The 11,064-nt window shown below is 66.4% G+C and carries 11 protein-coding genes; 4 read left to right on the top strand and 7 right to left on the bottom strand.

Going from position 1 to position 11,064, the window contains the following annotated elements; genetic code table 11:
* The first annotated feature begins 135 nt into the window (after positions 1-135).
* Together ACQP1G_RS00950 and ACQP1G_RS00955 are read left to right on the top strand one after the other, a co-directional pair.
* The gene (locus ACQP1G_RS00950) at positions 136-1,704 is read left to right on the top strand and encodes a protein kinase domain-containing protein (RefSeq protein WP_433197416.1); all 1,569 of its coding nucleotides are present in this window, start codon (positions 136-138) and stop codon (positions 1,702-1,704) included.
* Between the two features lie 76 nt (positions 1,705-1,780).
* The gene (locus ACQP1G_RS00955) at positions 1,781-2,071 is read left to right on the top strand and encodes a TolB family protein (RefSeq protein ID WP_433197418.1); all 291 of its coding nucleotides are present in this window, start codon (positions 1,781-1,783) and stop codon (positions 2,069-2,071) included.
* Here ACQP1G_RS00955 and ACQP1G_RS00960 read toward each other — a convergent pair.
* Positions 2,068-3,006, bottom strand: a complete 939-nt coding sequence (locus ACQP1G_RS00960; protein ID WP_433197420.1) for a MerR family transcriptional regulator — start codon at positions 3,004-3,006, stop codon at positions 2,068-2,070. The two genes, ACQP1G_RS00955 and ACQP1G_RS00960, sit on opposite strands and share 4 nt — an antisense overlap.
* 70 nt (positions 3,007-3,076) lie before the next feature.
* On the opposite strand from ACQP1G_RS00960, the gene ACQP1G_RS00965 reads away from it, so the two are divergent.
* A complete protein-coding gene (locus ACQP1G_RS00965; RefSeq protein WP_433197422.1) occupies positions 3,077-3,733 on the top strand; it encodes a maleylpyruvate isomerase family mycothiol-dependent enzyme in 657 nt (218 codons plus the stop codon).
* A gap of 528 nt (positions 3,734-4,261) precedes the next feature.
* Here the strand turns inward: ACQP1G_RS00965 and ACQP1G_RS00970 are convergent.
* The 4 genes from ACQP1G_RS00970 to ACQP1G_RS00985 form a co-directional block, all read right to left on the bottom strand.
* Complete coding sequence (locus tag ACQP1G_RS00970; protein ID WP_433197424.1) at positions 4,262-6,544, bottom strand: heavy metal translocating P-type ATPase; 2,283 nt, start codon at positions 6,542-6,544, stop codon at positions 4,262-4,264.
* Between the two features lie 35 nt (positions 6,545-6,579).
* Entirely contained in the window at positions 6,580-7,500 is a 921-nt protein-coding gene (locus ACQP1G_RS00975) for a hypothetical protein (protein WP_433197426.1), read from the bottom strand.
* Between the two features lie 23 nt (positions 7,501-7,523).
* Positions 7,524-7,742 (bottom strand): heavy-metal-associated domain-containing protein, encoded by a 219-nt coding sequence (locus ACQP1G_RS00980; protein ID WP_433197428.1) that lies wholly within the window; start codon positions 7,740-7,742, stop codon positions 7,524-7,526.
* 199 nt (positions 7,743-7,941) lie between these two features.
* Positions 7,942-8,679 (bottom strand): carboxymuconolactone decarboxylase family protein, encoded by a 738-nt coding sequence (locus ACQP1G_RS00985; RefSeq protein WP_433197430.1) that lies wholly within the window; start codon positions 8,677-8,679, stop codon positions 7,942-7,944.
* Between the two features lie 137 nt (positions 8,680-8,816).
* Here ACQP1G_RS00985 and ACQP1G_RS00990 point away from each other — a divergent pair, with 137 nt between their 5' ends.
* Positions 8,817-9,374, top strand: coding sequence for a TetR/AcrR family transcriptional regulator (locus tag ACQP1G_RS00990; RefSeq protein ID WP_433197432.1), 558 nt, complete (start codon positions 8,817-8,819; stop codon positions 9,372-9,374).
* Positions 9,375-9,487: 113 nt separating this feature from the next.
* Here ACQP1G_RS00990 and ACQP1G_RS00995 read toward each other — a convergent pair whose 3' ends face one another.
* A complete protein-coding gene (locus ACQP1G_RS00995; protein WP_433197434.1) occupies positions 9,488-10,195 on the bottom strand; it encodes a sterol desaturase family protein in 708 nt (235 codons plus the stop codon).
* 115 nt (positions 10,196-10,310) lie between these two features.
* Positions 10,311-11,033 (bottom strand): FadR/GntR family transcriptional regulator, encoded by a 723-nt coding sequence (locus tag ACQP1G_RS01000; protein ID WP_433197436.1) that lies wholly within the window; start codon positions 11,031-11,033, stop codon positions 10,311-10,313.
* Positions 11,034-11,064 lie beyond the last annotated feature (31 nt).

Genomic DNA, 11,064 nt, shown 5'->3' on the forward strand with positions numbered 1-11,064 from the left:
TCGAATCATTCGCAGAACCTGCTGTCCAGCATGCCGTTGAGCGCTGCCCGCAGTCGGATCGGGACTGTCGAGCCCGCCTGTGGGGTGGGGTCTCCCGGTCACGGCGGCGGCGATCCCGGGCGATACGGTCAGGGTGTGTCGGTGCAGAGCGCTGGCGGCGCGTTCGGGAACTACCACCTCGAACGTTTGGTGGGCCGTGGCGGTATGGGTGAGGTGTGGTTGGCGCGCGACCGCACCGGCAGCGCCGTCGCATTGAAGGTGTTGTCTGCGGCGTATTCCGCCGATCTCGGCTATCGGCGCCGTTTCGAGCGTGAGGCCCGGCTGGGTGCCCAGGTGCGCAACCCCCACATCGTGCCTATCCGTGCCTTCGGCGAGGTCGATGGTCATCTGTTTTTGGAGATGGCCTATATCGAGGGCGTCGATCTGGCTACGCGGCTGCGGGCGGGTGCGCTGGTGCCGGCGCGGGCGGTCGAGGTCATCGCCCAGGCCGCGGAGGCGCTGGATGCCGCTCATACGGCGGGGCTTGTTCATCGGGATGTGAAGCCGGGCAATATCCTCGAGGACACCAGCGGTTTCGTATATCTGATCGACTTCGGTATCGCCCGCGCCGCCGACGGCAGCGCTCTCACGGCCACCGGCCTGGTGGTGGGCACGATGGGCTATATGGCGCCGGAGCGGTTCACCGGCACGGCCGATCCCCGATCGGATGTCTATTCGCTGGCCTGCGTGCTTTATGAAACCCTCACCGGGAAGCTGCCATATGGTGACGGCGACCCGGCACAGCAGATGCACGCACATTTGATGTCCGCCCCCCCGCGTGCCTCGCGGGCCGCCCGCAGTGTCCCGCCAGCGCTGGACGCTGTTATCGCCCGCGGTATGGCCAAGGAACCAGGGGAACGGTACGCCAGCGCGGGTGAATTCGCCGACGCGGCATGTGCGGCGTTGGGCTGGCCCACATCACCGCAACCGACCCCGCCGGCGACATCGGGCAGTCACCCGCCTACCCGCGTCATGACCGCCGTCGGCCCGCCCCCGACCCTGGCCGCGACCCGGCCGACGCCGCAAACGCCCGAGCCTCGGACATTCTCGGCCGCTCCGGCAGCGTATCCGGATCTTCGGCGAAAGCTGCTGGTGCGCCGATGGCTACCGGTCGCCGCCGGGCTGGCACTCGTCGCCGCGGCGGCACTGTGGCTGCTGAGCGGCGTCCTCGGGTCCGACTCCGCTCCAGGCACGACGACGTCCGCTGCTGCCTCGACCAATTCGCCGCCGCCCTCGACCGGTGCACAATCCCCGGTTCCGGCTGGTGCGGTGCGCGACGGGAACTTTGCCTTCAGCGTGACCGAGGTGGTTTCCAATGTGAGCCGCACCGGTTCAGTGACCCCAGGCGGTTCCTACACCATCGTGACGCTGACGGTCACCAACGTCTCCCAACGCGGGCAAGTCTTCCGCATCGCCGATCAGCGCCTGATCACCGCCGCCGGCCGCTCCCTCATCCCCGACGCGACGGCAACCACAGAACTCAACCCGTCCCGCAACGGCGTCGATCAGATCGATCCCGGCAGTACCCGCACGATCCGGCTGGCCTTCGACCTACCCAGCAAGGACAAGAACGGCAAGAAGAACGACAAGAAGGCTGACGTCCCCAGCGAACTGGTCCTGCACGGCGCCCCGTCGTCCCCCGGCGTGACCGTGCCGGTCGGCTAGAGGCAAGTCGACCGATATCGCTGCGTTGGCACTGCCATCACAGGGTTTCGTCGAATCCGCAAGATAGGTCCGAAGGGTGCTGCTCACCCGGCTTGCCGACGGCAGCGATCCGAGCTTTGCCTGCGATGGCTCGAACATCGTGGTCGGTGGTCGTTCGATCTCGACAATGGATCTGGACGGCAGCAATGTCACGAAACTCGCCTACGGCGGGTACCACCCGGCGTTCTCCCCCGACGGCACCGGCATCGCTTTCGCACGCGGCGGCGTCATCTACGTGATGAACAGCGACGGCGGCAACCCGCATCGTCTCACTGATCCGAAACAACTTGCGCCCCATTCCAGTTGGGGCAAGGGAACAGATGACTAAAGGGTGTCAGTGGGAATGTCGTCCGGGCTGATCGATCGTAAGAGTGCGTTGTACAGCCAGTGTTGAGCGGCCCCGACCGTGACGGTACCGGTGACTTCGTTGGTCAGGCGCCAGTATCGGTGGATGCGGTGATCGGAATCGGTGGCGCCGATCAGAAGTCGCTGTCGGAACCGTGCCGTGTCGCGTTCGCCTCTAGCGGCGGCGTGGGCGTCGACGAACTGGTCGAGTTCGGGGCCGGGCCCAGGCTGCTGGTTCGCGAGGAGCAGGTGACCGGCGGACTCGCACGCCTGGGCGACTCCGGTGAGTAGTGCCAGCTTGTGGCGGATCCGAGTCCGATCCGATCGCCACAGCTGGCGTGACATTACGACGCGAAGCGCGGGATCGGCGATGAGGCTGGCGAGTTCGGCGTAGGCCACGACGTGGTGCGGGTCCGGATCGGTCGGCAGGTGCGGCACGTTCATTGCGATGAAGCCGTCGAACATGTCCTGCGGCAACGGGGTCAGCGTGCGTCGCCAGAACGTCACGATCGAGTCATGAGCGCTGTGTCGGTCCTGGACCGCGGCGAGCAACTCCAGGCGGGCGGCCCGTTCGGCCGGTGGTGCGTCTTCGACTGCCAGTAGTGCGGCCCGTCGCCATGTCAACGCGGCGAGTTCGGTGTCGAGTGCGCTCCGTTCGCTGGCGACCGCTTCGGCAAGCGTCATGGTGCCGGTGAGTACATCCATGATCGGAGCAAGGCCGAGACCGAGCGCCCGGAGACGGCGTACCAGCAGGAGCCGATCGATCGCGGTCGCAGGGTCGAACATCCGATGCCCGCCCGAGGTGCGTCGAGACTCCAGCATCGCTTCGTCGCAATAGAAGCGGATGGTGCGGACCGGAACACTGGTCAGCCGAGACAGCTCCCCGATGCTGACCAAGCTGTGTGTGTTGTCGGTCACGATCGCTTGAACCTCCACCCCGGTGGAGTTCCTACCGTACTGGAACACCTACCGAAGATGGAGCGAGCGAATGGCCAATACCGAAACGATGACGACCGAACAGATTTGGCGTGCGGTCGCTGCCGAGCGGACGAGCCTGGTCGAACTGCTGGAGAAGCTGTCCGAAGACGGGTGGGATCACGGCTCGCTCTGTGCCGGCTGGAGCGTGCGTGACGTTGTCGCGCACATCGTATTGTCCACACATCCCGGTATCGGCTGGATTCTGGTCAACGTGATTCGCTCCCGAGGCAATCTGCACCGAGCGATCCGCGATACCGCCATCCGCCACGCCGAGAACACGACGACTGCGCAGCTGCTCACGCAGCTACGCGACAGCATCGAACTACGGGTGACTCCGGTCGGCACGACACCTGCGGACCGGCTGATGGACCTGCTCGTACACGGCCAGGACATTGCGGTTCCACTCGGCATCACCCGCGAAATGCCGATCGACGCTGCACGATTGGCTCTCGACCGAGTCTGGACAACCGGTATGTCCGGTTGCCGCAAGAAGTTGGCCGGCTATCGCCTCGTGGCAACCGATACGGAATGGACCGTCGGCGACGGGCTCGCCATCGAAGGACCCATCGCCGCGCTGTTGCTACTCGCCACTGGTCGCCGCGCCGCGCGAAATCTCCTCACCGGCAACGGTGCTGCGCTACTGATCGCCGATGACGGTCCTCGATAGCCGAATGACGTTGGTCTGTTGCAGAGTCGACAGCCGTGACAACGGTGCTGATGTCGCTCGGTGGTCGTGCGACCGGACCCGGCGGGTTATATGACCTCGGGTGTGACCAGATCCGGCCGCCGCTGTCGGACATGTGGGTCGCCGCGGTTGGAAGCTGCGTCGCCAGCGCGCCGGTTCCGTCCAACGACAATTCTGCCGACGTGCGACGGTGGGTGTGCGAAATCTTGCTGGGAATTGACTGGCAATGTTGCGAGAGGTTGCCGAGAGTTGTCGGCTGCTGATTGCGGACATTATTGGGCGGCAGTAACTTTCGGTTGCTGATCGTTGTTCTACGAAAGGTCGACCCGATGATTGTTCTCTCGCTCTTGGCCGCGACCGGAAGTGCTGCCGCCGCCTGGGCCACCGGAAGTGCTGCGATGGCACTGGGAAATAGCGGCATCCTGCAGTGAGGCAGATGCGGCCATAGGCTGTCGGATCGCACGCTGAAATCGGGCGGGACGGCATCTGGCCATCCCGCCCGATGAGTTCCTACTGAGCGGTGGAACGGAAGGTGCGTAGGCGCAGGCTGTTGCTGACCACGAAGACCGAGGAGAAGGCCATCGCGGCACCGGCGAGCATCGGGTTCAGTAGTCCGGCCATGGCGAGCGGGATGGCCGCAACGTTGTAGGCGAAGGCCCAGAACAAGTTGCCCTTGATGGTGGCCAAGGTCTTGCGGGACAGCCGGATCGCGTCGGCCGCCGCCCGCAGGTCGCCGCGGACCAGGGTCAGGTCGCTGGCCTCGATGGCGACATCGGTGCCGGTGCCCATGGCCAGGCCGAGGTCGGCTTGGGCCAGGGCCGCGGCGTCGTTGACGCCGTCGCCGACCATCGCGACCACTTTGCCTTCGTCCTGCAGCCGCCTGACGGTGTCCACCTTGTCGACGGGCAGCACCTCCGCGATCACCTCGTCGATACCGACCTGCGCCGCAATGGCTTTCGCCGCGGCGGTGTTGTCGCCGGTCAGCATGATCGGGGTGAGCCCGAGCTCCTTCAGCTGCGAGATCGCCTGGGCCGAGGTGGGTTTCACCGCATCCGCGACCACGAGCACGCCGCGGGCCCTACCGTCCCAGCCCACCGCGACGGCGGTCTTGCCGTCGGCTTCGGCCGCTTGCAGGGCCCGCTCCAGGTCGGCGTCGAGGTGCTGGGCCCAATCGGCGAGCAGCCGGGCGCGCCCGACGATCACCGCGTGTCCGTCCACTACGCCCTGCACACCGAGGCCCTCGATATTGGCGAAGTCCTCGACCGGCCGCAATGGGCCGACCTTTTCGCGCGCCCCCTTGGCGATCGCCTGGGCGATCGGGTGCTCCGACGAATTCTCCAGCGCCCCGGCCAGTGCCAGTACCTCGCCGGTGTCTTCGTCTGCGGCGGCAAGGACATCGAGCAGGGTCATTTTGCCGGTGGTGACGGTGCCGGTCTTATCGAGTACCACGGTGTCCACCCGACGGGTCGACTCCAGCACTTCCGGACCCTTGATCAGCATGCCGAGCTGCGCACCGCGGCCGGTGCCGACCAACAACGCGGTCGGCGTGGCCAGCCCGAGGGCGCACGGGCAGGCGATGATCAGCACCGCGACCGCGGCGGTGAAGGCCGCGGCAACCGAACCGCCGGTGCCGAGCCAGAATCCGAGCGTCGCGACCGACAGCGCGATCACGATGGGCACGAAGATCCCGGAGATCCGGTCCGCCAATCGCTGTGCCTGCGCCTTACCGGTCTGCGCGTCCTCGACCAGCTTCGCCATCTGAGCCAACTGGGTGTCGGAGCCGATCCGATTGGCGCGCACCACGATCCGTCCGCCGACATTGACTGTCGCACCGACCACGGCATCCTCGGGACCGACCTCGACCGGCACCGATTCACCGGTCAGCATCGAGGCGTCGACCGCCGAGGAACCCTCGACCACCACACCGTCGGTGGCGATCTTCTCGCCCGGCCGCACCACGAACATGTCACCAACGACCAACTGCTCGATCGGGATGCGCTGTTCGACGGCGCTTGCCCAGTCCGCAGACTGCGGTCCCCGTGTGCCGCGCAGCACCGAAACTTCCTTGGCGCCGAGCTCGAGCAGCGCCCGCAGCGCCGCGCCCGCCCGCCGCTTCGAGCGCGCCTCGAAGAAGCGTCCGGCCAGGATGAATGTGGCGACCCCCGCGGCGGCCTCCAGGTAGATGCTGCCGGTCCCGTCCATCCGCGAGATGGTGAACTCGAACGGGTGCTTCATACCGGGCATGCCGGCGGTGCCCCAGAACAGCGCGTACAGCGACCAGCCCAATGCCGCGAGAGTTCCCATCGACACCAGCGTGTCCATGGTGGCGGTGCCGTGACGCAGATTGGTCCACGCGGCCCGGTGGAACGGCAGCGCACCCCACACCACGACCGGTGCGGCCAGCGTCAGCGACAGCCACTGCCAGTTGGTGAACTGCAGCACGGGGACCATTGCCATCGCAATGACCGGCACCGTCAGCACCATCGACACCAGCAGTCGCGTCCGCAGCGCCGCCGTCGGATCCTCGTCCGCTCCGGTTTCCACGGGTTGTTCGACCTTCGGCGCGGGCAAGGCGGCGGTGTAACCCGCTTGTTCGACCGTGGCGATCAACTCCTCCGGTGAGATATCACCGCTGAAATCGACCCGCGCCTTCTCCGTCGCGTAATTGACCGTGGCGGTCACACCGTCGAGCCTGTTCAGCTTCTTCTCGATGCGATTGGCGCAGGATGCGCAAGTCATGCCACCGATCACCAATTCGACCTGTCCGGCGGAAGGTTGTGTCGCGGTGGTCATCGTGTGCTCCGTTCTGTGCGACTCAGGGTAGTGATTCAGTGGCCGTGTCCGGCAGGCTGTGCGGCAGGTCCCGCCGCCGCGGCTCCGGCATCGGTGACCGAGAGGGTGAATTCGGCGGTGTGGACCACGCCTTCGTGCTGGAAATCGAGGAAGAGCCGGTAGTCACCGGCGCTCGGCGCGTCGACGTAGAAGGTAATGCCTGGTCCGGCCGGGGTCACGCGGTCGCCCGGACTGCCTTCCGGGTGGACGTGCAGATAACCGAGGTCGGCGGCGCGCAGGGCCACGAGGTGACCGTAGGCCGCCAGGTAGGGCTGCAGATCGGTGACCGGCTTGCCGTTGCGGTCGACCGAGAGCACGACCTTCGATGGCTGGCCCGGGGTGACCGTGCCGTCCAGCGTGACGGTGTACTCGCCGACCTGGGCAGTGGTCGACGGTGCGGGCAGCGCCTGGGCGTCGTAGTTGCCCGCGACCCGCAGGTCGGCGCCGAGGGTCAGGTTCTCGCCCCCTTCGGGGGTGAAGTCGGCGAAGACCCGGTAGTCACCGGCGCGGGTGAGGTCGAGGGGGACGCTCCAGGTTCCGGCCCGATCGAGCGTCGGGTGCACATGCTGGAAGGCAGCCATATCGCGGCGGACCACGATGAGGTGCAGATCCTTGTCGTGGCTGCGGATGTAGTTGGTGACGGGTGCGCCCTCGCGATTCAGGATCCGCAACCGCAGGGGTACGTTCGCCGCGGCGCTGGTCTGCGAGGTGTCCAGGCGCAGGGTGTATCCGTTTTCGCTGGCCATCAGTCCCGCGGGCACTTGGTCGGACTTCGACTCGCCCATGGCCCCATGTGCCGTCGAATCGTGCGCGGATTCGGTGGGTTCTGGTCCCAGTGTGGCGCCGATCGCCAGTGCGATCCCGAAGACCGCTGCGAGACCGAGGGCGTAACCGGCGAACTTGCTGGACGCGTTCATCGGGATGCTCCGTTCTGGTGTCGTTAGTTGGCGAGCCGGTATCCGGCTTTGTCGACGGCGGCCGCGATGGCGCTGAGTTCGACCGCCGTGCTGCTGGCGACGGTCACCCTGCCGCTGGCGAGGTCGATATCGACGCCGGTGACGCCGTCGATCTTGCCGACCTCCTTGCTGACCGAGTTGACGCAGCAGCCGCAGGTCATGCCGGTGACGGTGACAGTGGCGGTGGTGGCTGCGGTGCTCATCTGCTCTCCTTCTCCGATGACGGCTCGCGCCGTCGAACTGCGATCTACCATACCCCCCTAGGGTACATTGTCAAGAAGGTAGGGCTACCCCGTGAGGGTATGAAATGGAGCAGCCCCGATATGCGCCGGAGCCCGACTCGGCGATCGAATGATCACCGAGCCGGGCTCCGGATGGTCCTATGAATGTGGTTGTGGATACTCAGGATTCGCGACGGTAGCTGACCAGGGCCACCCCCGGTGCCGAAACCACCTGCACCTCGGCGGTATCCGAGGCCTTGACGTGCATGAATCCGCCTTCGATCGACACCTCGACGTCATCGATCACACGGACCTGCGCTCCGTCGCGGTCGAGCAGTGAATAGCCCTCTACCAGAGCGACTTTGGTGGCCCTACGCCATTTCATGGTCATCTGAGTGCCTTCCGTGGGTGCGGCCGGTGGGAAGTCCAGTTCCGGCTGGGCGACGTGGTTGAAGTAGTTCGACAGGATATTCAGCGCGATATGGCCGACGACCTCGCTCAGTTCGGTATCGCTCACGCCACGCTCGCGGGCCGAGGCGATGACGTGGTCGTCGACGCGACCGCGGGACCGCAGCACCTCGCGGGCGATCTGCAGGACCGCATCCGCATGCGGATCTTCGGCATGCGCCGCGCGGGTGGCCGCGATCGCCTCCTCGGTGAAACCCATCCGGCCCGCCCGCATGCTGTGCGCGGCAACGCAGTAATCGCAACCGTTTTCGCTCGCGACCAGCAGGGCCAGCTGCTCGCGGACGCGGGCGGAGAGCTTTCCGCGGGTCAGTGCGTCGCGCATGGCCAGGTACCCGCGTAGTGTCGCGGGGCTGTTCGCCATGGCGGCGTAGAGATTCGGAACCCGGCCCAGTTGGCGCTGCACCTCGGTGAGCAGGTCGGCCTGCTCGGCATCGGCGGTTTCGATGGACACAAGCGGTAGCCGAGACATCGTGACTCCAAACTCGAACATAATGGTACCGATCGGTGCCGAATTGGAACAGTACTGATCGGTGCCGAATTGGTCAAGTCAGATGGTACCGATCGGTGCCGTTCTGGTAGTGTGCAGGCATGGCAACACGGGCCAAGCAGCGATTACTCACCACCGCCGAGGAACTCTTCTACGCCGAGGGCATCAGGGCGGTCGGGGTCGACCGTCTGCTCCAGGAGTCCGGCGTCGGCCGGGCTTCCTTCTACCGACACTTCGAGAGTAAGGACGACCTGGTCGTCGAGGTGCTCGAGGATCGCGATCGGCGTTGGCTGCAGTGGCTGCGAGAGTCCGTCGAAGCCACGGCGAGCGATCCGGCGGACCGCCCGCTGGCGGTATTCGACGCACTCTCGGAACGCTTCGCCCGCAAGGACTTCCGTGGCTGCGCCTTCATCAACACGATGGTCGAGGTGGCCGACCCGGACTCCGCCGCCCACCATGCGGCCGACCGACACAAGCGCCGCGTCATCGACTACCTCACCGAACTCCTCACCGCCGCAGGCCGATCCGATGCCCAGGAACTGGCCGCCGAATTCGCCCTCCTGGTCGACGGCGCCATCGTCACCGCCGTCCGCGAGGGCTCCCCGGCCGCCGCGGCCCGCGCCCGCACCATCGCCCACCACCTACTCGCCGCGACCTGAGCACATGGCACACGCCCGATCGCGACCACACAGGTGCGATGTCGCGGGTGCGGTGACGAACGGACGTGTGCCGCCATGGATCGGGCGCGGTCTGTGGTCGGGACGGAATGCGGCTATCGGGCGGAGTGGAGATCGCGGGCGGTGGGGGAGGTTTCGGTGGTCGACGGGTCCGGGTAGGTGCCGAGGAGGCGGTCGGCGGTGCCGGAGGTGGTGACCGTGAACCAGTAGTGCTCGTTCTTGTAGTGGTGGTGGCGGTGATTGCGCCAAACAGCCCGGTAGAGCGAGCCTTTCGGCTTGTAGTCGGTGTGGATGAGGTAGTGGGTCCACTCGTAGCCGAGGCCGAGCAGCGTGATCATCAGCAGGAAGGTCAGGCCGAGGCCGAGGCGGGGGAAGGCCAGGGTGGCGAGGGCGATCAGGACGACGACCAGTACCGAAAGTGTCTTGGTCGGGATGAAGATCAGCGGGATATTGCGCGGATCCACATGGTGCTCACGGTGTTTGCGTGCCAGTTCGCTGTCGATCGGGATCGGGCCGAGTTGTCTCGGCCGCCAGTGCAATACCGTGACATGCACGATCCATTCGAAGACCGGGAAGAATGCGAGCATGACCGCGGGCACCAGCGCGTCGGTCAATTGCCAGTCGCCCACGATGATTCGGGCGACCAGCGCCGCCACCAGGGTGGTGCCGATCAGCCAGGGTGAGGGGTGCCGGATGAATTCGCGGAAAGCGGCGCCGAGGGTGAGGCCGCGGCGCAGGGGACGTTCGTCCTGACGCACGCGCGCGCTGACTTCATTCTTGCTGGATGACTGGAGTTTCGTCATGGTCGTTCCTTGGTGGAGCTGGCCGGTGCCGTGGCGCACCGAGCAAAAGTTGTTCCGAACCGCTCAGGGGATCCGGAGTGCCGACGCCGGCTGGCGATGTCGGCGATGGATGCGGTCAGTGCCCTCCCAATACTTCGATCAGGGCGGTGGTCGCCGGTTCGAGTAGTGCCCGGGCCGTGGTGGCGGCCTGTTTCGGCCGACCCGCCACGATGGCGGCGGCCAGTTCGCGATAGGCCTCGACATTGCCCACCTCGGCGGACATGATCGGGGCCAACGCCGCGAGCGCGGGTTCATAGGCGCCGCGCAACATGTTGAACATGAGCTGGAACACGATGGAATCGGCGGCGTCGACGACGTGATCCCAGAACTCCATCGCATGCCGCTGCTGTGCGATCGGATCCTGCTCGGCGGCGAGCGCTTCGACGCAGCGGTCCAGGGCCGCGCCCACGGTGGCGGAGTCGGTCTTCCCGAGCCGGGTCGCCGCGAGTTCGGCCACCTTCGGCCCGTTGTGCAGCCGCGCCTCCAGAATGCTGCGCGCGACCTTCGGTTCCAACTCCCCGGCCCGAACCAGTAGCCGCGGCAACACCTCCAGCCCGGCGCCGCGCCGATAGTCCAGCACGGTCGTCGCATCTCCTTGCCGCACCGCTACCAGTCCGGCCGCCGCCAGCCGCTGCAGCGCTTCCCGAACCGCGGGCCGGGAAACCCCCAACGCCTCCGCCAACTGCCGCTCACTGGGCAGTGTCGCCCCGGGGGCCAACTCCCCACTGAGCACATCCGCCGCGATCTGCTCGAATACGTCTCCCGACACCGACCGCTTGACCACAGGTTGCAACGCCATACCCACACTCTGCGCCACGAAGGTCAGGAGG

Origin of the sequence: Nocardia sp. CA-107356 (assembly GCF_050946365.1) — a bacterium.
Lineage (GTDB): Bacteria > Actinomycetota > Actinomycetes > Mycobacteriales > Mycobacteriaceae > Nocardia.